Source organism: Agromyces sp. PvR057 (assembly GCF_040547485.1).
Classification (GTDB): Bacteria; Actinomycetota; Actinomycetes; order Actinomycetales; family Microbacteriaceae; genus Agromyces.
This window is the reverse complement of sequence record NZ_JBEPPT010000001.1, coordinates 544,795-570,836: the sequence shown is the minus strand read 5'-3', so window position 1 is coordinate 570,836 and position 26,042 is coordinate 544,795. Positions and strand designations below refer to the sequence as shown.

General features: G+C 70.5%; 14 protein-coding genes. 5 read left to right on the top strand and 9 right to left on the bottom strand.

The window, feature by feature from the left end; translation table 11 throughout:
- Positions 1 to 31: 31 nt before the first annotated feature.
- From ABIC29_RS02525 to ABIC29_RS02505, 5 genes are all read right to left on the bottom strand, one after another.
- On the bottom strand, positions 32 to 289 hold the full coding sequence (locus tag ABIC29_RS02525; RefSeq protein ID WP_116080699.1) for a hypothetical protein: 258 nt from the start codon (positions 287 to 289) through the stop codon (positions 32 to 34).
- Positions 286 to 1,323, bottom strand: coding sequence for a WxL protein peptidoglycan domain-containing protein (locus ABIC29_RS02520; protein ID WP_199471277.1), 1,038 nt, complete (start codon positions 1,321 to 1,323; stop codon positions 286 to 288). The genes ABIC29_RS02525 and ABIC29_RS02520 overlap by 4 nt, the downstream gene beginning before the upstream one ends.
- Positions 1,324 to 1,394: 71 nt before the next feature.
- A complete protein-coding gene (locus tag ABIC29_RS02515) occupies positions 1,395 to 2,024 on the bottom strand; it encodes a hypothetical protein (RefSeq protein ID WP_116080697.1) in 630 nt (209 codons plus the stop codon).
- 473 nt (positions 2,025 to 2,497) lie between these two features.
- Complete coding sequence (locus ABIC29_RS02510) at positions 2,498 to 6,652, bottom strand: beta-L-arabinofuranosidase domain-containing protein (RefSeq protein ID WP_354242417.1); 4,155 nt, start codon at positions 6,650 to 6,652, stop codon at positions 2,498 to 2,500.
- Positions 6,653 to 6,704: 52 nt separating this feature from the next.
- Positions 6,705 to 9,416: a LamG-like jellyroll fold domain-containing protein gene (locus tag ABIC29_RS02505; protein WP_354242415.1), complete on the bottom strand. Its 2,712-nt coding sequence runs from the start codon at positions 9,414 to 9,416 to the stop codon at positions 6,705 to 6,707.
- 229 nt (positions 9,417 to 9,645) lie between these two features.
- Here ABIC29_RS02505 and ABIC29_RS02500 point away from each other — a divergent pair, with 229 nt between their 5' ends.
- The 5 genes from ABIC29_RS02500 to ABIC29_RS02480 all read left to right on the top strand — a co-directional run bounded on the left by ABIC29_RS02500 (position 9,646) and on the right by ABIC29_RS02480 (position 22,114).
- Positions 9,646 to 12,615, top strand: a complete 2,970-nt coding sequence (locus ABIC29_RS02500; RefSeq protein WP_354242413.1) for an immunoglobulin-like domain-containing protein — start codon at positions 9,646 to 9,648, stop codon at positions 12,613 to 12,615.
- Positions 12,616 to 12,749: 134 nt separating this feature from the next.
- Positions 12,750 to 15,644 carry an immunoglobulin-like domain-containing protein gene (locus ABIC29_RS02495; RefSeq protein ID WP_354242410.1) on the top strand — a complete coding sequence of 965 codons (2,895 nt, stop codon included), beginning with the start codon at positions 12,750 to 12,752 and terminating at the stop codon, positions 15,642 to 15,644.
- A gap of 29 nt (positions 15,645 to 15,673) precedes the next feature.
- Positions 15,674 to 17,857 carry a family 43 glycosylhydrolase gene (locus tag ABIC29_RS02490; RefSeq protein WP_354242407.1) on the top strand — a complete coding sequence of 728 codons (2,184 nt, stop codon included), beginning with the start codon at positions 15,674 to 15,676 and terminating at the stop codon, positions 17,855 to 17,857.
- A gap of 108 nt (positions 17,858 to 17,965) precedes the next feature.
- Positions 17,966 to 20,188: a family 43 glycosylhydrolase gene (locus ABIC29_RS02485; protein ID WP_354242404.1), complete on the top strand. Its 2,223-nt coding sequence runs from the start codon at positions 17,966 to 17,968 to the stop codon at positions 20,186 to 20,188.
- A gap of 180 nt (positions 20,189 to 20,368) precedes the next feature.
- Complete coding sequence (locus ABIC29_RS02480; RefSeq protein ID WP_354242401.1) at positions 20,369 to 22,114, top strand: SulP family inorganic anion transporter; 1,746 nt, start codon at positions 20,369 to 20,371, stop codon at positions 22,112 to 22,114.
- A gap of 58 nt (positions 22,115 to 22,172) precedes the next feature.
- On the opposite strand, the gene ABIC29_RS02475 is transcribed toward ABIC29_RS02480, so the two are convergent.
- The 4 genes from ABIC29_RS02475 to ABIC29_RS02460 all read right to left on the bottom strand — a co-directional run bounded on the left by ABIC29_RS02475 (position 22,173) and on the right by ABIC29_RS02460 (position 25,972).
- Positions 22,173 to 23,024, bottom strand: coding sequence for a DUF6999 family protein (locus ABIC29_RS02475; RefSeq protein ID WP_354242398.1), 852 nt, complete (start codon positions 23,022 to 23,024; stop codon positions 22,173 to 22,175).
- Entirely contained in the window at positions 23,024 to 23,728 is a 705-nt protein-coding gene (locus ABIC29_RS02470) for an iron-containing redox enzyme family protein (protein WP_354242396.1), read from the bottom strand. The genes ABIC29_RS02475 and ABIC29_RS02470 overlap by 1 nt, the downstream gene beginning before the upstream one ends.
- Positions 23,725 to 24,894, bottom strand: coding sequence for a 3-oxoacyl-[acyl-carrier-protein] synthase III C-terminal domain-containing protein (locus ABIC29_RS02465; protein WP_116080688.1), 1,170 nt, complete (start codon positions 24,892 to 24,894; stop codon positions 23,725 to 23,727). Before ABIC29_RS02465 ends, ABIC29_RS02470 begins: the two co-directional genes overlap by 4 nt.
- Before the next feature lie 100 nt (positions 24,895 to 24,994).
- Entirely contained in the window at positions 24,995 to 25,972 is a 978-nt protein-coding gene (locus ABIC29_RS02460; RefSeq protein ID WP_354244579.1) for a zinc-binding dehydrogenase, read from the bottom strand.
- Positions 25,973 to 26,042: the final 70 nt, after the last annotated feature.

Sequence of the window (26,042 nt, the reverse complement as noted above, 5' to 3'; positions counted from 1 at the left end):
TCCGGGCACGACGGATGTGGAGCAGTGGCGGTCAGCGGCGCGTGCGTCCGATCGGATGCCGTGCGACGACCGTGGAGATGAACAGCACCGCTCCCCCGGCGAGCAGTGCCGCGGCCCAGGCGAGCAGGTCGCCGGTCACGCCCGTGAACGGGAGCGACTCAGGGCCGCAGAGTTGGACGCATCCGAGCGGCGGGATGTCGACGCGGATGACGATGCCGTGCGGATCGGTCGTCGGTCCCCCACCGACGACCGGGAGCTTCTCGAGATGCCCGAGCCACCCGCCGATCACCTCCGGCCTTCCATGGCCAGGTCGCGACGGCCCTCTTCACGTGCCTGCTCGAGCAGTGCGTCGAGTCGGCGCCTGGACCGGCCACGACGCCAGAGCAGCGCCATCGCGACGAGGACCATGCCGATGAGGAGCAGCAGTTGGGGCCACGGAACGGCCCAGACGAAGACGCCCGTCGACGAGGGCGCGACGGTGGTCTCCTCGCCGCCGGCGGTGGTGACCGTCGGAGCGAGCTCGATCTCACCGGGGATGGCAAGCAGCGGCCAGACCTGGTCGACCGTGAGCGAGAACGACCGGCTCTCTCCGGGGAGGACGTCCTGCGGGTGTTCGGTCTTGCCGGGGAAGGCGATGCTCCGTCCGGCGATCTCGAGCACGCCGGACACCTCGAGCCTCGTGTTGCCCTCGTTGACCACGTCGAACGAGACGTCGATGCTTCCTGGCCGGATCGGGTTCCACGAGAGGTCGTAGTCGGTGGCGACGTTCGTCACCGAGTACGCGGGTGCGAGTTCGCCGGTGACCCGGGTCATCACCCGGAATCCGACGCGGCTCTCGACGCCGACGCCCGCGCCGTCGCCCTGCTTCACCGAGAGCACGGAGGCCGCGATGCCCGCGGCGTGATCGCCGGGTTCGGCCTTCTCGGGCACCGTGATCGTGAACGGCACCACGACCGTTCCCCCGGGCGGCACGGTGACGCTCTCGGGCAGGTCGATCCAGGTGCCGGCATCGACCGACTGCTGGTCGGACGGGAGCATGTCGAAGCGCCCGTTGTCGTTGTAGAAGCCGTCGGCCGCCGCGAGACGGAACGTGACCTCCTCGGAGCCGAGGTTGCGCACCGCGAGGTGGTCCTGCGTCTCCGCGCCGGGATCGATGGGGTGCTCGACGGACACGCGTCCGTCGGGTCCGGCCGCATCCGCCGGCGTGACCGACCAGGACACCGGGGTTCCCTCCTCGGCGGCGGCCGGCGCGGCCGTCGCGGCGATGAGTCCCGCGACGAGCGCGAGCGCGACGGTCGCGGAGCGGAGCATGGTTCGGATCACGGTGCGTCCTGGTCGGAGTGTTCGCGGTCGGGTCGGCGGTGTCGCGCCGACCCGACCGCTGGCGGATGGGGTCAGAGCTGGTCTTCGAAGAGCGACAGCGTCAGCAGCGAGGTGTAGCTGCCGGGCGCGACGTCGACCGGGGTCTTCAGCACGAGGTCGGCGTTCGCCGTCCACTGCCCGGATGCCGCGGCGGACTCCGCGGAGTCGAGCGAGAGCGCGAGCAGCTCCTCGCCCGTGAGGCCGACGTTGTTCGGCGTGACGTCGAGCGTGGTGCCGACGACGTCACCGGCGGCGACCTCGCCGTTGCCCGTGGTCACGAGGGCGGGCGACCAGCCGAGGTGCTCCGCGCTGATGTCGGGCTGGCCGTTCTCGCCGACGAAGCTCCCGGCCTGGCCGGTCACGTACCAGTAGACGCCGGCGGGGACCTCATCGCGCGTGTCGGTGACCGTCACGTCGGGGAGGGCGCCGGTGAACTGGCGGTACTGGGCCGTCGAGCCCGTCTCGGTCAGGGTCGTCTCGGTGTTCTCCACCGTGAGGCTCAGCGCGCCGTTCTCGACCGACGCGATGTCGACCTTCACGTCGACGCCCGAGCTGCCCTCTGCGTCGGGGTATTCCGCGAACGCCGCGCTCCCCACACCCACGAGCAGCAGCCCGCCGAGAACTCCCGCCGCGCAACGCGCTGCAGCACCTTTGCTGATCATGATTCCTCCAGTTTCTCGGTCGGCTTCCGCCGAGCCGAATCGTCGTGCAGCTAGGGGGCTGTCACGTTCGCTTGTGTGGCTCGGGATGCGACCGAGGTCGGCGTCCTTGCCGGTGGCGGCCCGTCGTGGGGCCGCAATGGAACCGAGAATGTTCCCGGGAACATTTACAGGATAGGCACGCAGTCCAGCGCCGTCAAGACGGCTCGGAGGCCCGCTCGACGGACCCGCCCCATCCGCGCTCCGCGACCGCGCGCGGGGGTCGAATCGGGTCGTTGAGCCCTCCGCCGGTGCCGCGACGGAACGCGCGTCGAACGACGGCCGACCCGTCGCCACGGCCTCCCCCGGGCCGCCTGCCGCCAGGAGCTCTCGCTCTGTCCGCCTCATGTCGTCGTACTCCTCTCGTGTCTCGCGTGCGTCCGTCGATGGTGGTGCGGCGACCGTCACCGGGTGAGGGTGACGGCCGCCGGACCGGTTCAACCGCAGCCGAGCGCGGGGTACGCCGCCGCGACCTCGGTCGAGACCTGCGCGCCGTCGACCGTCGCCGTGGCGGCGACCGTCACCGAGCCGGCCGCGACCGAGCCCACCCGGGTCGAGAAGGTCTTCGAGACCGTCTTGCCCGCGGCGAGCGAGGCCGTGGCGGTTCCGTAGGCGGATGTCTCGTCGAGCACGACCGGCACGTCGTCGCCGTTGGTCGCCTTGACGACCAGCACGACCTTGCCCGCGACGCATCGGACGCTCGCCTCGGCGCTCACGGCCAGCTCGCGCTCCGGCACGGCCCGCACGATCTTCAGCGTGTACGTGACGTTCGTCGTGTGGTCCTGCGCGTACGCCTTCACGATCACGGTGGTCGGGTCCGTGCCCGCCGCGACGGCGACGGTGCGAGGCTCGGCGTCGTCGATGAGGATCCCGTCGACGTGCACGAGTCCGCTCGGCACGGCCGGGTCGAAGTCGAGCTTCACGCTCGTCGCATCGAGCGGCACGGTGACGGTGTACTCGCGCGTTCCCGCGATCAGGGCCGGCGACAGCGTTCCGCCGTCGACCCCGAGCTTCGAGAGCTCGGCCGCCGTGCCGTAGCTGTTCGACGAGGAGGTGGAGAGGCCGAACAGGCCGCCGACGAAGCTCGTGCCGTTGCCTTGGAAGCGCACCGTCACGACCGGGATCTTCTCGCCGTGCTCGTCGAGCACGAACTGCCCGTTCTGGTCGCGCTTGTAGCTGTCCTTCGCGGCGATGCCGTCGAGCACCGCCTTGGGGATCTGGTCGTACTGGATGTACCAGTTCGTGGCGCCGCCGGCGTTCGTGATCGTCTCGTGCTTCAGCAGCACGTCGTTCAGGTACACGTCGAACGTTCGCCCGTTGTCGCCGCCGTAGTACCGCGCGCCCAGGTAGTTCTTCGGCAGCGACGGGTCGACGATCATGTCGTACTGGAAGTAGGCGCCGGCGGCCGCCGGCGCGTGCCGGAAGCTCTGGCCGTTGTAGACGCCGACGGTCGAGTTGACGAACCGGTAATTCTTGTCGGCCTCGCTGTTGTTGTCGTCGAACGAGGTCAGCGAGTCGATCGTCGTCTCGGCCGCTCGCAGCTGCTGCTTGCCCTTCAGGATCAGGGCCTGCGCCTCGGCGGAGTCGGGCTCGACCAGGGTCATGTACGTCGCGTACCGCGCGTCGTACAGGCTGTAGTACGGCTCGAACGTGAGCGCGGCCGACGTCGCGTCGACGCCGTGCAGCTTGAACCGCATGGTGGTCATGCCGTTCGCGTTCGCGCCGTCGGCGATGCGCTCGATGCTCGTCGCCGCGTCGGCCTTCCAGGCCTCGGCGTCGGCCACGATCACGTCGGAGCTGAGGGACGTGTCGGCGACGCCCATCTCCACGAGCACGCCGGCGGTGTAGCTGGCGCCGACGTTGTCGCGGCTGAGCTCGGTCGCGAGCAGCACCGGACCGTACTTGAAGGCGACCCAGTTCGGGTTCTCGGTGCCATCCTCGATGGTCACCTGCGCGGCGAGGGTGTAGTCGATCTCGTCACCGGCGGCGACCGGAAGCTCGAGGTAGCCGTCGCTCGTGAGCGCCGCGACATCCTGCGCCTCGCCGTTGACCGTCAGGGTGGGGGTCGAAGCCGCCCAGGCCGGCACGCGCAGCTTCAGCACGGTGCCGTCGGCGACCGCTCCGCCGTCGAGCGCGCTCACCTCGAGGTGCACGTCGGGGCTCGCCGGCACGTCGGCCGTCTGCACCAGTCGCAGGTTCTGCCCTTCGGAGCGCAACTCCGAACTGCGGAACTGGTTCACGTAGACCGATGTCGCGTCGGTGAAGTAGATCGAGTCGCCGAGCTTCGTGAAGCTCTCGATGCCCGTGCCGTGGTCGCACCAGAACTGGTCGAGGCGGGTGCCGAAGACCTTCGCGTAGCCGGAGGTCTGGGGCTGGAAGTACGTGACCATGCCCGTCTCGGGGTTCTGCGAGGCGAGGATCGTGTTGATGAAGGTCGATTCGGAGTAGTCGGCGTACTTCACGTCCTTCGTCACGGCGAAGAGGGCGTGGCTGAGCTTCAGCATGTTGTACTCGTTGCAGCCCTCGGCGGTGGAGTTCTCGCCGTAGCCCGTGGTGACGCCGTTGGTCGCGAACTGGTAGAGCGTGTCGGCGCCGTGGAAGTGCTCCGACTGGCTGTTCGCGCCGTTCGCGTAGGTGTGGTCGTCGATGACGATCTGCCAGAACTTCTCGGCCGCCGTGCGGTACATCGGCAGGGCGTCCTTCTCGGCCTGGGTGAGTGTGGCGTAGAGGTCGGGGTCGTCCATGAACACCGTGTAGCGCTTGAGCGCGCCGACGAGCTTCGGGATCGTGGTGTTGGCGTGCTTGCCGTTGAGCACGTCCTGCCCGTTCGCGAGGCTCTGGAAGAGCGTGACCTCGTCGAAGTACTCGGCTGCGCGCTTGTGCACGGGGTTCTTCGTGATGCTGTACAGCTCGTACAGGGCCTCGTTCATGCCGCCGTACTCGGTGTTCAGGATGACGGCAGGGTTCGAGAGCGACGCCGCGTAGTTCTTCACCCAGGTGCCGAAGCCGGATGCCACCGACAGGGCCTTCGCCGAGACCGCGGGCGGCGCGTACGCGTGGGCGTCGAGCAGCCCCGCGAGCACCTTGTGCAGGTTGTAGAACGGCACGAGCAGTCCGTCGCGGCCGCTCGGCAGCGCATTCAGGGCGAACGGCGCCACGTAGCCTGCGCTCGACGGGTTCGCGGCGGCCCAGGCATCCTGGCATCGCTTGAGACCGTCGACCGCGGCGGTGAGCTTGGCGAGCAGCTGCGCCTTGACCGCGGCATCCGTCGTCGTGGCGTACGCCTGCGACAGCGCGGAGACGTAGTGGCCGAAGAAGTGGCCCTGGAAGCGGGTGCCGGTCGAGCGCTCCCAGCCGCCGTACCCGCTCGAGGTGGCGGGTGTGAGGCCGGCCTGCACGTACCAGGAGTAGAGGAACCTCTCGGGGTCGAGGCTCAGCAGGTAGTCGATGGTCTTGCCGTTGGCGTTCTCGAGGTAGCCGTCGGTCACGGTCACGTTCTCGAGGCCCGCGTCGTCGAGGTACTGCGAGACGGAGTCCTCCCCGGGCTGCACGACGACGTCGAACTCGCGGGAGACGGGGTCGCTGCCGCCGTAGGTCGCGGTCGCCGTGAGCCGCACCGCGGCCGACTCGGTCTCGGGGCGGGTGACGCGGGCCATCTCGCCGTCGATCGCGATGACGGACTCGTCGGACGAGGTCCACTCGATCGTGCTGCCCTTCTGCCCGGCGGCCGGAACGGGGAAGGCGACGCTCGCATCCGCCGGGATCGAGATCGCGGCGAGGTCGGACTGCGCGACCGCCGCCGGGTCGAAGGCGGGGTCGTTGCGCTGCGTGAGCGTCACGACGTCGGCGACGGTGGCGACGCCGTTGTAGAGCGCGTAGTCGTCGAGGCGGCCGTTCAGGTACGACCCGTTGTAGTTCGGGCCGTTGTAGCCGACGGTCTTGGTGCTCGTGCCCTCGGAGCCGAGCACGCCCGAGGCGGTCGCGCTCACGGGGGTCTTCACGTTCGCCTGCTGGAGCACGCCGTTGCGGTAGAAGGCGACGGCCTTCGTCGTGTGGTCGTAGGTCGCCACGACGTGGGTCCACTTCCCGGCAGGGAAGAAGGTCGCGCGGTCGGCGTCGACGGCCACCTTGTACGGCTGCCCGGTCGAGGGGCCGATCGACAGCGCGAGCGGGGTCGTGCTGCTCTCGGAGGTGAGGTACCAGCCGTCGGAGTTGTAGACCGTCTTGCTCCAGGCGAAGACCTGCTCGGCGCTCATGGTCGCATTGGGGTTGTACCAGAACGAGACGGTGAGGTCCTGCGGCTGCAGGTACGAGGCCGTGCCGAGCTTCAGCGCGGTCGAGCCGTTGAACGCGAACGCCTGGCCGTGGATGCCGGTCGCGTACGCGGCGGTGCCGCGTTGCAGGCTCACGGCGGCGGCGTTCGCGCTGGTGTCGGCGAGATCGCCGTCGAGCTTCAGCTCGAGCACCTTCGACGACTCGATGCCGAGGTCATCGGTCGCGGCCTGGGCCGCGGGTGCGGCCGAGGCGGTGACGAGCCCGCCGAGGAGCGCGCCGACTGCGGCGAGCGCGACGGCGCGTGCCAGTTTCACCATGGGAGGTGTCCTTTCGGAGAGGTCGGGAGGAGCCTGGTCGCGTGGAGGGCGGTCAGTTGCAGCCGCGGGCTGCGAAGGCGGCCGTCTTCGAACCGGCGGCGGAGGTCGCGACGACCTCGCCGCCCGGGACCGAGGCGAGCCTCGTGCTGAACGTCTGGCTGGCAGTCCTGCCTGCGGCGAGCTGGACGACCTTCGAGCCGTAGGCGGTGGTCACCGTGATCGCGGCCGTCGCGTCGCCGGTGTTCGTGAGCTGGGTGACCAGCGCCACCTTGCCGGCGACGCAGCGCGTCTCCGCCGTCACGGCGAACGACGGGCCGGTCGGGGCGGCGGTGACCACGACGGTCGCCTCGACGGTCACGGCGCGGCTGCTCGAGAGCACCCGGTCGGGCGCGTTCCAGGCGGTCGATCCGCCGGCGCCCGTCCAGGTGTCGAGGTTGGCGCTGAAGGTGCTCACGGTTCCGCTCACCTCATAGGTGCCGGGGGTGGCGAGGTCGACGGATGCCGCGTCCCACGTGACGGGTCGCGTCGCCGTTCCGCGGTCGTAGGCCAGTCGCACCTCGGCGCTCTCGGGCAGCGCGTCGGCGAGGGCGTCGGCGGTGCTGCCCTGGGCGACCTCGACGGACCCGAGGTCGGTCGTGACGGCCGTCGCGGCATCCGCTGCCCTGACGGTGTCGTACTGCGCCTTGGTCAGCGAGACCACGCCGCCGTGCTTGGTGCTGGGGGCCATGGAGAAGCCGGGGTCGTTCAGCTGGGTCCACCCGGCGTCGAGGTCGGTGGTGGTCATCGGCCGGTAGCCGGTCGAGGGGATCACGTCGACGTACAGGTACCAGCGGTCCTCGCTGTGGCTCTTGAAGACCGCGGGGCCCTCGACGCCGCCCGCGTTGCCGCCGGCCCACGCCGCGCCGATCTTGGTCTGGAGCTGCGTCCACGTCGTGCCCGACTCCCACCAGCGGGCGGCGGCGGTCGACTCCATGTAGATGCCCTTGCCGAGGCCGTTGTCCTTCGTGATGCGGTAGGTGGTGCCGTCGTCCTGGATCATCGTGGTGTCGATCGCGTTCGCACCCGGGTCGACGAACGGCCCGCCGTAGGCGTAGGTCGCCTGCGTGAAGTCGGTCGTGGCGCCCCACAGCACCCGGTTGTAGCTCGTGCCGGTGTGCTCGGGGTCCTGGTAGACGTTCGATGCCCAGTACATGATGAATGCACCGCGGCCGTCGGGGTAGTAGTCGTCGACCCAGGTCGCCTCGGGCGCCCAGGCCATGCCGAGCTCGGCGACCTCGGCGCCGCTCGCGTCGAGCGAGACGTCGATGCTGCGGGGCGCACCCCAGCTCACGAGGTCGGTCGACTCCCAGACGAGCAGCTTCGTGCTGGCGCTCTTGGTCCAGTAGCACCAGCTGGTGCACGAGCCCGAGCCCCCGTCGCCGCCGAACACGCGCAGGTCGGTCGCGATGATGTAGTACGTCTTCGTCTCGGGGTTGAAGGTCAGGTACGGGTCGCGGATGCCGGTGGTGCCGAGCTGCGAGGCGAGGATCGGCTTGCCGTCGTTCAGCGGGTCCCACTGCTCGGGGTCGTCGCCGCGCGAGACGTCGAGGTAGATCTTCTCGGCGTAGCCGGCGGAGTCCTCGATGAAGTGCACGAGCAGGTAGCCGTAGTCATCCGTCGCCTCCGCAGCGGGCGAGACGCTCACCGGGATCTGCTTCGAGGCGCTCACGCCGCGCACGGTGGCCGTCGCGGTGACCGTACCGCTCGCCGCGGGCGAGCCCGGCGCCGGCTGCACGGCCTGCAGGGTGGTGCCGCTCGCGCCGAGCGCGAGCCCGGCCGAGGGGGCCGACCAGCTGAGGCCGGCGGCCGACGATGTGGGCAGCGTGATCGAGGAATCCGTCATCGCGATCGGCTGGATCGCATCGAGTGCGGCCTGGGCGCTCGCCGCGAAGGTCGAGGCGTGCGCGCCGGCGTCGGCGTCGGAGACCGCCGCGACCTCGGCGGCGGAGAGCGCCCGGTCGTAGGCGCGGAACGCCGAGACCTCGCCCTTGTAGAACGGGTCGGGCCACGGTGAGCGGCCGATCGCGTTGACCGTCTGCGTCGCGATCGACGACGGTTCGAGGCTCGTCGCGGTCTGGCCGACCTTGACGCCGTCGATGTAGAACGCCAGCGTGTCGGCGGCTCCGTCGAGCACGGTCGTGACGCTGTACCAGCGATCGGCGGCGAGCGAGGCGGTGGCCCTGGCGTTCGCCTCGCCGCCGTTGCTCGCGGTGGTGATCGCGGTGCGGGCCTTGTCGCGCATCGTGGCGAAGAAGTACGAGGTGGTGCTGTCGCTGCCGATGTTCCAGAGGAAGTTGAAGGTCGTGAGCATCGAGGCGTCGAACTTCGTCTCGACGGTGATCGTGGCCGACTGCTTGCCCGCCAGCAGGCCGTCGGGCAGCCGCACCCAGTCGGCGGTGCTCGTCTTCGCGCCGCCGGTGAGCTTCAGCGACGATCCGGTCCAGAGCGCGTCGGTGCCGTTGACGACGGATGCCGCGCCGGCCGTCGCTGCTCCCCCGGCCGAGTTGGGCACGCTGCTGCCCGTCGCCTGCGTGAAGAGGTACTCGGCCAGCAGGCCGGTACGCGGCGCGGCGGTGGTCGCGGCGGCCGTCGCGGCGATGGTCGCGGCATCTGCGGGGGCGGGCGAGGCGAGCGGTGCGGCGACGAGCGCGGTGGCGGTGATGGCCGCTCCGATCGCGAATCCACCGGCGCGGAGGGCGCGGGTGATGACGGCGTGCTTCGACATTGAGAGCTCCTCGAGCCTTCGGCTTCGTTGACGGGCTGGGTCCGGCGACAGGCGATTGTTACCGGTAACGGCGTGAACCTAGCACACCCTCGAGACGGCTCGCCAGAGGTTCGAGGTGAGGATTCCTCTCCGGCTCGAAACCCTTGGCTTCTCGAAATGTGTCCGGTAACATTCAGGCGTTCCGGCGCTCTTCGCCGGATCCTCGTCAACGGCGACTGCAAGGAGACCCATGCGCCCGTCCGCCCTCCTCCCACCTTCCAGGTCGCGGCGATTGCTCGCCGCCGCCCTCACCGGGGCCATGGCCACCGGGCTCTGCATGGCCGTGCCGCTCTCGGCCTCGGCCGCCGAACTGCCCGCCGTCACGGCTCACTACGACATGACGCACGCCGGCAACCAGCTGCTCGACATCTCGGGCAACGGGCGCAACGCCGCGCTCACGGGCTTCACCGACGCCTCGTTCGCGGATGCCGCCGGCGACGCCGTGCTGCGGTTCAAGAAGGACGGCTACGCCGCCCTCCCGAAGGGCCTCGTGACGGGCACCGACAACGCGTTCACGGTCGAGTACACGGTCGCGACCCAGACCGCCACGAACCAGTTCGGCTGGGTCATCGGCGACGGCGTCGGCGCGTGGAACACCACCGCGCTCGGCAACCACGTGTTCGTCAACCCGCGATCGGGCGAATCCGCCTACAGCAACGCCGTGCTCTCGGGCATCCGGGTGAAGTCGGCCACTGCCAACGGCGAGGTGCGCCTGCCGAACGGCGGCGGCCTGAACCCCGGCTTCTCGACGCTGACCCTCGTCGGCAACGGCAACGCGCTCACGCTGTACCGCGACGGCGTGCAGATCTCGACGGTCACGCACACCTACGCGATGAGCTCGATCATCCCGACCGGCACGACCCTCGGCTACCTCGGCCGCTCGCTCTACACGGGCGACGCGCTGGTGCAGGCCGACGTGACCGACGTCAAGTTCTGGGATGTCGCGCTGACCCAACCGCAGGTCGCCGAGAGCATGCCGACGGCCGCCGCGAAGGCGGCCGCGAACGAGGCGCTCCTGCGCGCCGACCTGCTGCCGACCGTGCTCGGGGCCAACCCCTCGGCCTCGCAGGTCACCCGCAACCTGACCTTCCCCGCGTCCTCGAACGGCGTCGCCCTGACATGGGCCTCGCAGAACACCGCGGTGATCTCGAACACGGGCGTCGTCTCGCGCACCGTCGCCGCCGACACCCCGGTGACGGTCACCGCCACCACCCCGACGGGCACGGTGATCACCTTCGCCTTCACCGTGCTCGCCGCCTCGCCCTCGGCCGACCTCGACGCGATCTCGCTCGCCTCGCGCACGACCGAGAACCTGCCGCTCGTCACCAAGGGCTCCGTCAACGGCGCGGCCATCACCTGGACCTCGTCGGACCCCGCCCTGGTCACCCCGACCGATGCCGGGTACGCGGCGCCCGCCGTGGGCTCCGCCGACCCGTTCGCGGGCGGCGGCCTCGTCGCCAGGCCGGCCTACGGCGACGGCGACCGCACCGTCACGCTCACCGCCCACGCGGTGCTCGGGTCGACCGCGGTCGAGAAGTCGTTCACGGTGACGGTCGCCGAACACGCCCGCTCCGCCCCCGACGCCGGCTACGCCTCCGCGTACTTCAAGTCCGACGGCGACGAGAAGATCTACCAGGCCGCGACGTCGGGCAACGACTTCTTCACCTTCTCGCCGGTCAACGGCGGTGCCGCGGTGATCACCTCGACGGCCGACACCAAGGGCCTCCGCGACCCGTACATCCTGCGCTCGCACGACGGCGACAAGTACTACATGGTGGCCACCGACCTCTGCATCAGCTGCGGCACCGGATGGGGCCCCGCCCAGTCCGAGGGCAGCCTCAAGATCGAGGTGTGGGAGTCGACCGACCTCGTGCACTGGACCCGCACCAATGGCCAGAACACCGGCATCACGATCAACCAGCCCGCGGCCGGCATGACCTGGGCGCCCGAGGCGTACTGGGACGACGAACTGCAGTCCTACGTCGTGTTCTTCGCCTCGCGCCTCTACTCCGACGCCTCGCACACGAACAGCGACAAGCTGTACGCGCGCATGTTCCAGGTGTTGACCCGCGACTTCAAGACCTTCACCTCGCCGCCCGCGAGCTGGCAGGACACCGGATACGCCCGCATCGACTCCACGGTCACGAAGATCGACGACTACTACTACCGCTTCACGAAGAACGAGGAGAGCGGCGCCGCCGGCACCCTCGAGGCCGGCAAGGACATCTTCCTCGAGCGTTCGAAGGTGCTCACCGCACCGACGACCGCGTCGAGCTGGAGCGCCGACCCGAGCCGGACCTGGCAGCTCACCGACACCCGCATGACGAGCCTCGAGACCGGCCAGTCGGGTGAAGGCCCCGAGATCGTGAAGCTCAACGAGGGCGACCCGAACAACGCGAGCGGCGACGGCTACGTCTTCCTCGTCGACAACTACGGCGCCGGGGGCTACCGGGCGTTCGCGACGACGGGCGCCGAGATCGCCTCGAGCTCGCAGAGCGATCGCCTCTCGCAGCGCGCGAACTGGAACGTCCGCCCCGTCGGCGGCCTGCCCGCGAGCCCGCGCCACGGCGCCTTCGTCAGCGTGCCGCAGACGGTGCTCACCGCCATGCACGACTGGACCGGCATCACCGCCGTCGACTCGACCACCGAGCTGACGGCCGAGGGCCGCGACGTCGAGGCCGAGGTCTCCGCGGCCGATGGCGGCGACGTCGTCGGCACGGTGACCTTCTCGGGCGGCGACTGGAGCGAGACCGTCGAGCTGCGGGACGGCTCGGCGACCGTCACCGTGCCGGCCGGCATCGCCTCGGTCACCGCCGAGTACGACGGCTACGCCGACGGCCTCGTCGCCACCTCCACCTCGGCATCCGTCGAGCTGCGGGGCGGCCTCGAACTCGAGGCGACCGCCGCGACCCGATGCGTCGCCGGCAAGGTGCAGCTCGTGGTCACGACGCGCAACGCCGACGACCAGCGCGCGGACGCCATGCTGCAGACTCCGTACGGCAGCAAGAACCTGACGCTCGCCGCGGGCGCGTCGGTCTCGACCGCCCAGTCGACGCGACTCTCGTCGATCCCCGCCGGCACGCTCACCCTCACGGGCAGCGCCGCCGACGGTTCCACCTTCGAGGGAGCCTTCCCCACCCCCGCCGCCAACTGCGGCTGATCCATCAGGCGGTTCCGGATGCCGCGGCGGCGCGTCGCGGCATCCGGAGCCGCCCCCTCCGACCGACACCACCGGCCACCGGCGGCTCGACGCGCCGGCCCACCACACCGCACCACCACACACATTGGAGTGACATGCACGACACCTTCGTGCGGAAGCTGCGGACGGGGGCCGCCGTCGTGGCGGCCGCCGCCGCCTTCGCCGCCGTCGGGGCCATCGCCCCGCAGTCCGCCGACGCCGCCGAGGCGCCGGCCCCGCTGATCCACTACACCTTCGACGCCGCTGCTGCAGGGGTCGTCGCCGACACCTCGGGCAACGGCTACGACGGCGTCATCAAGCAGACGGGCGCGACCGTCGACGGCGGCGCGCTGTCGCTCCCGGGCGGTGCGCGAGCGACCGCCGGCTACGTCGAGATCCCGAGCGCGGGGCTCGTCGGCAAGACCCAGCTCACCGTCTCGACCTGGCTCGAGAACCGCACCGGCCCCGCCAACGTCGCCGCCGCGTTCCTCGGCGCGCCCGTGGCATCCGGCGCCTCCTACTCCAGCGCCTACTGGCTGTTGAACCCGACCAACCCGAGCGGCTACGTGAAGTCCGCGCTGACGAACACGGTCAGCGCGACCGCGCCGTGGGGCACCGAGGTCGGCGCGGGCGCCACGAACGCGGCCACCACCGGCATCAAGACGCCGACGGGCATGGCGCTGTACACGAGCGTCATCGACGGCGTCGCGGGCAAGCTCACGACCTACGTCAACGGCGCCCAGATCAGTCAGGTCGCGATCGCGCGCAACGTGTCGTCGTTCGGCTCGAACCTCGTGTCGTACCTCGGCCGCTCGACCTACGCCGACAACGGCTGGGCCGGATCGGTCGGCGACTACGCGGTGTACGGCGCCGCCCTCGACTCGGCCACCGTGCAGCAGCTCTTCGCCGACCAGGCACTGACCGGTGCGACTGCCGCGGTCTCGGTCGCCTCATCGGCGACCGCGAACTTCACGCTGCCGACGGCGAGCCACGGCGCGGCCATCTCGTGGGCCTCCGACTCGTCGGCGATCGCCGTGACCGGCGGCGCCGCGACAGTCATCCGCCCCCCGGGCGGCTCGGCCGACGCCACGGTCACGCTGACGGCGACCTTCACCGCGGGCGGCGCGACCGCGACGCGCACCTTCGTCGTGACCGTGCCCGCACAGCTCTCAGACCAGGCGAAGGTCGACGCCGACGCCGCGGCCATTGCGCTGCCGGTCTCGGCGGGCGACGTGCGCACGAGCTTCTCGGTGCCGACCGTCGGAGCCAACGGCTCCGCCATCAGCTGGGCCGTGACCGACGGCGCCACGGTCGCGACCGTGCGTGGCGGGGTCAAGGCGGGCACCGCCACGATCACGATCACGCGCCCCGCGGCCTCCGCCGAGGTCGAGCTCACCGCGACCGCGACGAGCGGCGCCGCGACGACCGCGCGCACGTTCGCGCTGACCGTGCCGGCGAAGCCCGCCGATGCCGACGACCCCGAGGCCTACGTCTGGGCGTTCTTCACCGGCGAGGGCGCCGGCGCCGAGCGCGTCAGCCTCGCGGCCTCGAAGGGCAACGACGCACTGCGCTGGAACACGCTGAACGACGGCGAGCCGATCTTCACCTCGACGCAGGGCACGACGGGCCTCCGCGACCCGTTCATCATCCGCTCGCACGAGGGCGACAAGTTCTACATGCTCGCCACCGACCTGAAGGTCGCCGGGCTCGCCGGCGGCTTCACGACCGCGCAGATCTCGGGCTCGCTCGCGATCGAGGTGTGGGAGTCGACCGACCTCGTCAACTGGTCGAACCAGCGGCACATCCAGGTCTCGACGCCGTACGCCGGCAACACCTGGGCACCCGAGGCCTACTGGGACGACGAGCTCGGCCGCTACGTGGTGTTCTGGGCGTCGAACCTCTACCCCGACACCAACGCGGCGTCGCGCACGGCCGTCACGTACAACCGCATGGTCTACGCCACGACCGACGACTTCGTCACGTTCTCGGAGCCGCAGGTCTGGTCCGACGTCAAGCGCGGCACCGGCCTGGGCCTCATCGACTCGACCGTCGCCGAGCAGGACGGCATCTTCTACCGCTTCACGAAGGACGAGGCGTCGATGACGATCCGCGAGGAGAAGTCGACCGACCTACTCGCCACGATCAGCGGCACGCTGCCCGGCACCTCCGGCGCGGCCGACCAGTGGACGCTCGTGAAGGAGAAGATCGCGACCGGACTGCCCAACGGCGAGCCCGGCGGAACGTACTCGAGCGGCGAGGGGCCGAGCATCTTCCCGTCGAACCCCGGCGACGTCAACGGCTTCGAGTGGTACCTCTTCATCGACCAGCCGTCGTACCACGGCGGTCCGAACCACTACATCCCGTTCGGGTCGGGCGACATCGCCGATGGTTCGTCGTGGCAGCCGCTCGGCACGACGCTGCGGGCGAACCTGCCGCAGAACAGCGACGGCGGCAAGCCGCGACACGGCACCGTGATCCCGGTGACGCGCGCCGAGTACCAGAAGGTGCTCGAGGCGTACGCCCCGGCCGTCGCCGTCGCCGAGGTGGACCCGATCGCGGTGACCACCCGAGCCGGTGTCGCGCCGGTGCTGCCGAAGGCCTCGCTCACGACGGCCGACGGCAGCGAGAAGCAGGCCGACGTCGTCTGGGCGTCCGTGCCCGCCGGCGATTACGCGGCCCCCGGCACGTTCACCGTGCGCGGCGTCGCGCAGGACGACTCGCGGATGCCGGTCACGGCGACCGTGACCGTCACGCCGGGCGTCGAGGTGGCCGCTGAGACCCGCTGCGTCGCCGGCAAGGTCACGCTCGTCGCGAAGTCGACGAACCGGGCATCGCAGAGCGCGAGCGTCTCGGTCTCGTCGGCTTACGGCGAGCGCGTCATCACGCTCGCGGCGGGTACGACCCAGTCGGTCACGTTCTCGAGCCGCCTCGCGACCGTGCCCGCCGGGCAGGTCACGGCGACGGTCGACGGCGTGGCGGTCACCGCCGCGTATGAGGGCCGCTCGTGCTGAGGCGCGCGCCCCGCGGCATCCGGAACCTGATGCACACGGCCCTGGTCGCCGCGCTGGCGATCGGGGGCGTGACGGGCCTCACCGCCCTCGACACCGCGCAGGCGCCCGCGGCCGAGGCGATCGGCTCCGACACGTTCACCAATCCGCTCGCGCCCGACACGGCCGACCCGACGATCGAGTTCCACGACGGCAATTACTACATGGTGTCGACGACGTGGGACAACAAGGTCGTCATGCGCAAGGCGCCGACGCTCGCCGGGCTCGGCACCACCAAGCCGGTGACCGTGTACTCCGACACCAACACCGGCCGCAACGGCAACATGTGGGCGCCCGAGCTGCAGCGCCTCGAGGGGCCGAACGGCTGGCGCTGGTACCTCATGTACACGATGGGCGTCTCGGGAAACTACGGCACCCAGCACCTGCAGGTCATCGAGAGCGCGGCGGATGACCCGATGGGGCCGTACACGTACAAGGGCCGTCCGATCCCGACCGACGCCTGGAACATCGACGGCGCCTACCTGCAGCTGAACGGCGAGCTGTTCGTGACCTGGTCGGCGTTCGCGCCCGATGGGCTGCAGAGCAACTACATCGCCCGTATGGCGAACCCGTGGACCGCGACCGGATCGCTCAACATCCTGTCGCAGCCCACCGAGAGCTGGGAGGTCATCGGCCAGCCCGTGAACGAGGGTCCGATCCCGCTGCAGAAGGACGGCAAGACGTGGATCGTCTACTCGGCGAGCTTCTGCGGCACCGAGGACTACCAGCTCGGCACGCTCGAGTACCTCGGCGGCGATCCCGTGCTCCAGGCCTCGTGGCAGAAGAGCGACGGCCCCGTCTTCTCGAAGGCGAACGGGGTCTACGGCACCGGCCACAACGACTTCTTCGAGTCGCCAGACGGCACCGAGACGTGGAACCTCTACCACGCCAATGCGCGTGCCGACGGCGGCTGCAGTCGTGAACGGTCGGCGCGCGCGCAGATCGTCGACTGGTCGGATGCCGGTGAGCCCGACTTCGGCGTTCCGCAGGCCACGAGCACGCAGGTGCAGGTGCCCAGCGGCGAGAACGCGCCGATCACGGCACAGGTCGAGGGCGCCAGGTGGAACCTGGTGAGCCGCAGCACCGGGCTCTGCGCCACGGTGCCGTCCGCCGAGGCCGGCGCGGCGCTCGTGCAGGGGGACTGCGCCTCGTCGCGGTCGCGGTTCGTGCTCGACACCACGGGCGACGGATACCTGCGCATCGTGAACGCGGTCAGCGGCACGTCGCTCGGCCCGGTCGGCTGCGGCATCGCCCAGGGCGCCGGGGTCGTGCAGACGCCGTTCGTCACGACGGGTTGCCAGCAGTGGTCGGTCGCCCAGACGACCGGCGGCTGGTCGACGCTCACGAGCCGCACCAGCGGCAAGGTGCTCGACACGGCGGCCGCCACCGCGGCCGGGTCCGCGGTCGTGCAGGCGACCGCGAACGCGTCGGCCGGTCAGGACTGGGCGCTGCGCCCCGCCGGATCGGTCGTCGTGACCTCGATGGCCTCGGGCAAGTCGTTCGACCTGCCCAGCTGCTCGACCGCCGACGGCGCGATCCTGCAGCAGCGCGAGTACGTCGGCGCCGCATGCCAGGGCGTGACGTTCACGGCCGCGGCGAACGGCGAGTCCGAGATCCACCTGGGCTCGGCACCGGCGAAGTGCCTGTCGGTCACGGGCGGCTCCTCGGCCGACTCGGCGACCGTCACGCAGGGCGCCTGCGGCATCGCCGGAAGCACCTGGCGCGTGCTCGTCGGCAACGACGGGGTCGTCGAGTTCCGCAACGGCACCAGCCTGAAGGCGCTCGACCTCTCGTTCTGCGCGGCCGCCGATGCCACCCGCATCCACCAGTACAGCGTGCTGAACAACGACTGCCAGCGGTACCGGGTCTCCTCGGTCGCGGCCGACCCCGTCGCCCCGGCGGCGATCGCGGCGACCGCCTCGACGCGATGCGTCGCGGGCAAGGCCGTGGTCGTGACCACGGTGCGCAATGCCGACGAGGTCGCCCTCGACGCCACGGCGACGAGCGCCTTCGGGTCGAAGTCGTTCGCCCTCGACGCCGACGAGTCGGCGAGCGCGTCGTTCTCGACCCGAGCGAAGACGATCGCCGCAGGCACCGTGAACGTCACGGCAGCCGATCCGGCGGACACCGCACGCTCGCTGAACACCACGGCGGCGTACGCGGCGACGAGCTGCTGAGGCATCCGCAGCCCATGCGATGACGAAGGCGCCGTCTCCCCCCGCGGGGCGGCGCCTTCATCATGACCGATCCGAACCGAACCGAACCGACGAACAGAGAGACCGATGATGCACTCTTCCCCATCCGGTGATCGAACCCCCGCGCGGCTCCCGCGCCGAACCGGTGTCCGGCGCACCGCCGCGGCATCCGTCATCGTCGGCGCCGCCGTGGCGTCGACCCTCTTCGCGGGCATGCCGGCCGTGGCCGCCGACACGGCACCGCCACCCGAGCCGATCGCGTCGTACTCCTTCGACGACGGCACCCTGCAGGATGCCGTCGGTGCCTCCGACCTGACCGCGTCGGGCACCGCCGCGGTGGTCACCGACGCCGATCGGGGCAAGGTGCTGCGCGTCGACGGCACGACGAACGGCTTCGCGGCGTTCCCCAGGGGCTTCTTCGACGGCCGCTCGAACATGACCGTCTCGATGGACATCAAGGGCGAGAAGACGAGCGGCAACTTCTTCACGTTCGCCTTCGGCACCGACACGACGAACTACTACTACCTTCGGCTGCGCGGGGCCGAGGTGCGCAGCGCCATCACGAAGGCATCGTGGCAGAACGAGTCGGCCGTCACCGGCGCGACCACGAACGGGGCATGGCATCACTACGACGTGGTCTTCGACGGCATGAAGATGACCGTCTACGTCGACGGCGCGAACCTCGGCGAGAACGCGGCGCTGAGCACGACGGTGGCGGGTCTCGGCTCGAACCAGTACGGCTACCTCGGCAAGTCGCTCTACGCGGCCGACGAGTACTTCAAGGGATCGTTCGACGACGTGCAGGTGTTCGACCGGGCCCTCTCGGCATCCGAGGTGCTCACGAATGCCGGCGCGACCGACCAGTTGACGGACCTCTCGCTGACCGACCCGACGCGGCTGAGGCTCGGCGCGATCGTGAACGGCACGACGCACACGGCGATCCTCCCGGTGAAGCCGGGCACGGATGTCTCGGCGCTCGCCCCGACGTTCGTCGCCGCCGCGGGCGTGACCGTCTCCCCCGCGTCGGGCACGACGGTCGACCTCACCTCGCCGGTCACGTACACCCTCACGGCGCAGGGCGGCGCGACCTCGACCTGGACGCTGTCGGCCCAGTCCGTGAACAGCCCCGTGCTGCCGGGGCTGTACGCCGATCCGAACATCGCGGTGTTCGGCGACACGTACTACATCTACGCGACGACCGACGGCACCGCCGGCTGGGGAGGCAAGGACTTCTACGTCTGGAAGTCGGGCGACCTCGTGAACTGGACGCGATCCGCCCAACCGTTCCTCACCCTCGACGGGGCGAACGGCAACGTGCCGTGGGCGACGGGCAATGCCTGGGCGCCCACGATCATCGAGCGCGGCGGCAAGTACTACTTCTACTTCAGCGGGCACAACGCGTCGCTCAACCGCAAGACGATCGGCGTGGCCGTGGCCGACAGCCCCGAGGGTCCGTTCACCGCCCAGCCGACCGCGATGGTGCTGAACAACGAGGCCGTCACGTCGGGCCAGGCCATCGACCCGGCCGCGTTCCACGACCCGGTGTCGGGCAAGTATTACCTGTTCTGGGGCAACGGCAGCCCGGTCTTCGCCGAGCTGAGCGACGACATGCTCTCGCTGAAGCCGGGCACGATCGCGGCGATCAGCGGGCTCACCTCGTTCCGCGAGGGCACGTTCCTGAACTACCGTGACGGGCTCTACCACCTGACCTATTCGATCGACGACACCGGCTCGGAGAACTACCGGGTCGGCTACGCCACCTCGACGAGCGTCACCGGACCGTGGACCTACCGGGGCGTGATCCTGGCGAAGGACCTCTCGCTCGGCATCAAGGGCCCCGGACACAGCTCGATCATCAACGTGCCGGGCACCGACGACTGGTACATCGCGTATCACCGCTTCGCCATGCCGAACGGCGACGGCACCCACCGCGAGACGACGATCGACAGGCTGACGATCGGGGCCGATGGACTCTTCCAGGTCGTGCAGCCGACGCTCACGAGCGTCGCGCCGCAGCTGATCGGCGGGCAGGTCGAGGTGTCGGCGGTCGCGACCAGCCGGTGCGTCGCCGGCAAGGCCGTGCTCGCCGTCACCGCGACGAACGAGTCCGACGAGCCCGTCGCCGTCGACATCGAGACGCCGTACGGAGCGAAGCAGGTGGCGTCCCTCGCCGCCGGCGCCTCGGCCAGCGCGAGCTTCTCGAGCCGACTCGTCGCGCTGCCCGCCGGCACGGCGACCGTCACCGCGACCGGTGCCGACCCCTCGGCGACCGACACGGTCTCGGCCGGATACGCCGCCCGGAGCTGCGGCTGACCCGAACCTCCGACCGTCCACCGACGTCCTCCCCGAGTTCGCGGTCGTCGCCGCGCGCTGATCAGGTGTTCGACGACGGGTCGGATGCCGCGACATCCGACCCGTCGCCCTACCCCGATCGTCGCCGACCGGCCATGATGTATCCATGAACGGCCACGTCGGCGAGCGGGAGCGCGTGCGATGAATGCCGCCCCCGACCAGCACCGGCGACCCGGGGTCGCCCGATTCATCCCGTTGCTGGGCTGGATCCGCGGGTACGACCGCCGATGGCTCGCGGGTGACCTGATCGCCGGGGTGACGGTCGCGGCCCTGATCGTGCCGAAGAACCTCGGCTACGCGGGCATCGCCGGGGTGCCGCTGCAGAACGGCCTCTACGCAGCGGCGGCCGGCGCGATCCTGTACGGGATCTTCGGAACCAGCCGCCAGATCTCCATGGGACCGAGTTCGGCGCTGGCGGCCGTCGCGGGCAGCGCCGTGCTCGCCACTGGACTCTCCGACCAGGCCGACATCGCCTCGTTCGTCGCGGGCATCACGCTCGCATCCGGCGTGCTCTTCCTGCTCCTGTTCGTGCTCCGGATGGGATGGATCGCGCAGTTCCTCTCACGGGCGGTGGTGACCGGGTTCCTGTTCGGGGCCGCCGTCGACGTCGTCATCTCCGAGCTCCCGAAGCTCACCGGCACCGACCCCGAGGGCTCCAACGCGATCCAGGAACTGTGGTCGTGGTTCGGCACGCTCGACGAGACGCACTGGACCACGCTGATCGTCGGGGTCGTGTCGCTCGTCGTGGTCTTCGGCGTCGGCCGGTTCGCGCCTCGGATGCCCGGTGCGCTGGTGCTCGTGGTCGGCGGCCTGCTCGCCTCGTGGCTCCTCGATCTCGGGGCCCGCGGCGTTGCGCTCGTCGGCGACGTGCCGCGCGGCCTGCCCTCGTTGGCGGTGCCCGACCTCGGCCTCATGTGGGACAACGCGGCCACGGTCGGGATCGCCGCGGTCGCGCTCGTGCTGATCGGCTTCTCGCAGACCGCCGGCGACGCGAGGATGTTCGCCGCCAAGCACCGCTACCAGGTCGACATCGACCAGGAGTCGATCGCCCAGGGAGTCGCCAATGCCGGTGCCGGCCTCTTCCAGGGCATGCCGGTCTCGACCAGCCTGTCGGCGAGTTCGCTCAATGACCACGCGGGCGCCCGAACCGGACTGGCGTCGATCACCTCGGGGCTCACCGTCCTGTTGACCTTGCTGGTGCTGGCGCCGATCTTCTCGGGCCTCCCCAAACCGGTCCTCGCCGCCCTGATCATCGAGGCCGTCGTGATGGGCATGATCAACATCCCCGAGATGCGCCGCCTCGCCCGCGTGCAGCCCTTCGACTTCTGGATCGCCATCGCCGCGATCGTCGGCACCCTGACCTTCGGCGTCCTCGCGGGCGTGATGATCGGCATCGGACTGTCCGTCCTCTGGCTCATCGGGGTCGCGACGCATCCCAACATCCCGACCCTCGCACGGCAGCGGGGCACCCAGGTCTTCCGCGACGTGAGCGAGCATCCCGCCGACGAGCAGATCCCGGGTGTCGTCGTGATCCGGATGGACGGCGGCCTCTTCTTCGCAACCTCCGATGCGCTCGAGGACCGGGTCCGCGAGATCATCCACTCGACGCCCGACCTCACCGGGATCGTGCTCGACTGCGCGGGGATCAACTTCATCGACTCGCAGGGGTGCGCCAAGATGAACGACATCGTCGTGCTCGCCCAGGACTCCGACGTCACCCTCCGCCTCGCCCGCCTGAAGCCGGCTGTCAGCACGACGCTGGCTCGCGACGGGGTTCTGCAGCGCATCGGCGCCGACAACATCCACGGCAACGTCGACCGAGCGGTGCGAGCGCAGCTCGAGCACCCGGGGCCACCTCAGGGCACGAGCGGTTCGACGATCGCGTGAGCTCAGCGGACGCGTGAGCTCGGCGATCGAGGCCCGTGCGGCGCCCCGACGGCCGCGTTCAGGCTTCGGTTGCCGCCGCCCCCGCTCCGGCCGCGAGCTTCACGAGGTGTGCATGCGCGTACTCGCAGATGAGGGCATGCCGGTAGACCATGCGCGGCACGTCGACGTTGGAGTCCATCCAGACGGTCAGCTCGCCGTTCTTCCAGTGCCGGAACGTGTCGTCGTCGCAGAGCACCGCGAGGATCTCGAGGAACGAGTCGTCGAACCGCATCGAGTGCACGGCCCGGCGGTACTCCTCCATCGTGAGCGCCATCGAGAACGGGATGTTCATGACGCAGAGGGCGGTCTGGATGTCGAGGCGCAGCAGTCGCAGCCGTCGCCGTTCGGCATCGATCGGCGGGATGTCGAGCTCCGCGAAGTCGAGCTGCGCCGGCGGAGCGGGCGGCCTCAGCGCAACGCCGTCGAGCGCGATGAGCACGTCGTAGACGTTGACGTCGTGCTCGACGACGGCGTGGTCGCCGAGTTCGGCGAGGCTCACGGGTCGCAGCGTGACCGGTGGGATCGCGGCATCCGTATTGCGCAGCACGAAGTTCACGAGGTTCGTCTCGATGACGAAGTGCCGGATGAGCAGCTCGACGGCGTCGGGCGAGACGAACCGCCGCAGGTACCAGATGCACAGCCGGTCCATCCTGGTCAGCGGCATCCACCGGAACGGCAGCACGCGCTTCACGGCCGAGATGAGCGCGACGACGACGCGTGAGAACGGGCGGGCGAGCGGGTACAGCCACCGCCGCGAGAGTCGCCGCTGGTCGGCGATGATCTTGCGCACGACCGTGCGATCGATCGGCACGGCGGGGTCGACCGCGACCGCGGCCCACATGCTCGGGTCGGATCGCACGGGCTCGGCCATCAGGTGTCCAGTTCTTCCAGCTGCAGCGCGTACAGGCGGGCGACGACCTGCGCGCAGCGCACGATCTCGTCGGCGGCGGCCTCGTCGATCATGCCCGAGGTGAGGATCGCCTCGAGGGCGCCGGTGTGCTCGCTGTCGGCCTCCTGGTGGTACTGCATGAAGTGCACCTGGTTGTCGGCGAGCCCGAGCACCTCCTGGAACCGCTCGGCCCAGCCGGCGGCTCGCTTCGCGCCGAGGCCCTCGATGATGAACATCGCGCCGAGCAGTCCCGTGGGGTTCGGCCGGTCGGCGTAGTGGAACATGTAGCCCGACAGCGCCTCGGAACCGAGGTTCTTGCGCCCGGCGCGCAGCTCGGCGAGCGAGCCGCCGATCGCCACGTAGTCGCGCTCGAGCATGAGGTAGTCGCGGTGCTCCTCCTCGGCGTGGCGGATCGCCGCCGTGCGCAGCTCGAAGTGCTCGATGTCGAAGTTCGACGCCGCACGTGAGATCCACGGCGAGCCGTCGACGACCTGCTGGCGCAGGTTGAAGAGCAGCCGCTCGTAGTCGTGCAGGGTCACCGTGCCGTCGGCCAGCCGGCTGAGCACGGGCACCCGGTCGAGGCGTTCCTCGAGCTCGACCCAGACGTCGGCCAGGCGGTCGGCGAGCCTGTCGGCGACGGATGCCGCGGCATCCGCCGTGCTGATGGTGGTCGTGTCGGTCGTCATGCTGCTCCTCGGTCGTCGGATGCGGGCTGGTGCGGTGCGGGCTGCCCCGGCGGGGCGACCACGGTGAGGTGGGCGAAGGCGAACGAGAACCGGCCCGATTCGGGCACCGCGAGCAGCACCGTCTCGCCGGGCTGGAAGCGGCCGGTGCGCCAGGCCTCCTCGAGGGCGATGAAGATGCTCGCCGAGCCCGTGTTGCCGCGCGTCTCGAGGTTCGAGTACCAGCGGTCGGTGTCCAGGTTCGGAATACGGCGGCTCAGCGCGTCGAACGCGAGGTCGCGGAACGCGTTCGTGCTGTAGTGGCAGACGACGTGGTCGAGGTGCGTGACGTCGACGAGTCCGATGTCGACGAGCTCCTCGAACTGGCGGAAGCCCGCCTCGGCGAGGTCGTCGAGCATGCTCACGTCTTGACGGAGCACGAACATGCCGGCCGCCTCGGCATCCGCGATGTCGAGGTCCTGCCACGTCGCGCCGACGGTCGGCTCGGCGCCGCTCATGCCGGCGCGCATGCACACGTCGTGCTCGTGCGCGAGCGAGACCTGCCGCACCCAGTCGACCCGCAGCGACGGCTTCGTCGGGTGCGGCTGGAACTCGACGATGGCTGCACCCGCCCCGTCGGAGAGCATCCACCGCAGGAAGTGCGAGTCCATGCCCGCCCGGATGCCGTCGAACCGGCGCTGGCGCAGGCTGCGGCTCGAGAGCTCCGAGCCGACGACCGCCGCCCGCGGATGGTCGCCGAGCCTGATCTTGCTCACGGCCGCGTCGAGCGCCGCGAGGCTCGAGGCGCACACGCCAGACGCGGTGAGCGTCTGCATGGGACCTCCGCCGAGCCGCCCGTGCACCATCGACGCGAAGCCGGGCACGAGCACGTCGCCCATCGTCGTCGCGCACGCCAGCATGCGCAGGTCTTCGGCCCGGATGCCGCGGTCGTCGAGCGCCGCCTGCAGCGCCTTGACGGCGAGCTGCTCGTTGAGCTCGGTCGGCTCACCGTGCTCGTCGAGCGCGTAGTGCCGCTGCCGGATGCCGTTCGCCTCGAGCACCCGGCGCCGGATGCGCTCGGTCACCGCGTCGTCGCCGCCGAGCCTCGCCGCGATGCCGTCGTTGTCGACCGGATCACCGGGAAGGTAGGCGCCGAAGCCGGTGAGATACGCGGTCGCCGTTGAACCCATGGGGAGACCCTAGGGCACGCGATGCGTCATGGGCGTCGCGATGCATCCGTTCCGTGCAGATTCCGAGAACGCGCGCACTCTGTGGAAGACACGCGTCGGCTCACGGGCGCAGCATGACCTTGCCGATGCGACCCGCGTCGAAGTTCGCCCGGCTCGCCCTCGCGATCTCGTCGAAGCCGTAGACGGCCTCGACGGGCAGGGTGATGACGCCCTCGCGAAGCCGCGTGAAGACCTCGCCCATGAGCCGGGCGCGATCCTCGGCCGCCATGGTGGCGCTCACCCGGTTGCCCCAGAACCCCTTGACCGTCGCCTGCTTGAAGATCACGTCGCCCGAGGGGATCTCCATGACCGGCGACGCCATCGCGCCGAACACCACGAGCGTGCCGTTCTCGGCCAGCAGCGAGAGCACCTGGCCGCTCGCGGCACCGCCGACCGCGTCGACACCGGCCCGGATCGGGGCGCCGCCCGTCACCTCGGCGACGCGGTCACGCCACCCCTCGTCATCGGTGGCGACGATGTTGCCGATGCCCTGCCCGCTGAGCTCGTCGACGCCGGCGCCACGACGCACGAGCCCGACCACGTTGATGCCGCGAGCGGGCGCCAGTTGGGCGAGCAGTCGCCCGACCGCGCCGTTCGCCGCGTTCTGCGCCAGCCAGTCGCCGGGCTCGAGCGCCAGCGAGTCGAGCAGGCTGACCGCGCTGAACGGCATCGCCACGATCTGGGCGGCGACCTCGTCGGGCACGCCGTCCGGCAACGGGATGAGGCCAGCAGCCGACGCGATGAAGAACTCCGACCAGACCCCGAGCGTGCCGCCCGTGACGACGCGCTGCCCGACCGAGAGGTGCTCGACGCCCTCGCCCAGGGCATCGACGACGCCGAGCGCCTCGGTGCCGCCGACGGCGGGCAGTTCGGGCTTGTAGCCGTACGTCCCGCGCACCGTCCAGAGGTCGTGGTTGTGGATCGGCGAGAGCAGCAGGCGAACCCGCACCTGCCCCGCACCGGGCTCGGGCACCGGGACCTCGCGCACCGACAGCTCCTCGGCCGGGTCGCCGAACCGGTCGTGCACGAGTGCCCGCATCATCGTCTGCTCCATCTTGCGCTCCTCTGCTCGCCTGCTCCCCGCCGATCCGGGCGGTACTCCACCATCC

What these genes read in the sequence shown, in the direction of transcription:
- ABIC29_RS02470 (WP_354242396.1), bottom strand. Translation starts at nt 23,728, where the DNA reads ATGACGACCGACACGACCACCATCAGCACGGCGGATGCCGCGGCATCC.
- ABIC29_RS02480 (WP_354242401.1), top strand. Translation starts at nt 20,369, where the DNA reads ATGAATGCCGCCCCCGACCAGCACCGGCGACCCGGGGTCGCCCGATTC.
- ABIC29_RS02460 (WP_354244579.1), bottom strand. Translation starts at nt 25,972, where the DNA reads ATGCGGGCACTCGTGCACGACCGGTTCGGCGACCCGGCCGAGGAGCTG.
- ABIC29_RS02500 (WP_354242413.1), top strand. Translation starts at nt 9,646, where the DNA reads ATGCGCCCGTCCGCCCTCCTCCCACCTTCCAGGTCGCGGCGATTGCTC.
- ABIC29_RS02485 (WP_354242404.1), top strand. Translation starts at nt 17,966, where the DNA reads ATGCACTCTTCCCCATCCGGTGATCGAACCCCCGCGCGGCTCCCGCGC.
- ABIC29_RS02465 (WP_116080688.1), bottom strand. Translation starts at nt 24,894, where the DNA reads ATGGGTTCAACGGCGACCGCGTATCTCACCGGCTTCGGCGCCTACCTT.
- ABIC29_RS02490 (WP_354242407.1), top strand. Translation starts at nt 15,674, where the DNA reads ATGCACACGGCCCTGGTCGCCGCGCTGGCGATCGGGGGCGTGACGGGC.
- ABIC29_RS02515 (WP_116080697.1), bottom strand. Translation starts at nt 2,024, where the DNA reads ATGATCAGCAAAGGTGCTGCAGCGCGTTGCGCGGCGGGAGTTCTCGGC.
- ABIC29_RS02475 (WP_354242398.1), bottom strand. Translation starts at nt 23,024, where the DNA reads ATGGCCGAGCCCGTGCGATCCGACCCGAGCATGTGGGCCGCGGTCGCG.
- ABIC29_RS02505 (WP_354242415.1), bottom strand. Translation starts at nt 9,416, where the DNA reads ATGTCGAAGCACGCCGTCATCACCCGCGCCCTCCGCGCCGGTGGATTC.
- ABIC29_RS02495 (WP_354242410.1), top strand. Translation starts at nt 12,750, where the DNA reads ATGCACGACACCTTCGTGCGGAAGCTGCGGACGGGGGCCGCCGTCGTG.
- ABIC29_RS02510 (WP_354242417.1), bottom strand. Translation starts at nt 6,652, where the DNA reads ATGGTGAAACTGGCACGCGCCGTCGCGCTCGCCGCAGTCGGCGCGCTC.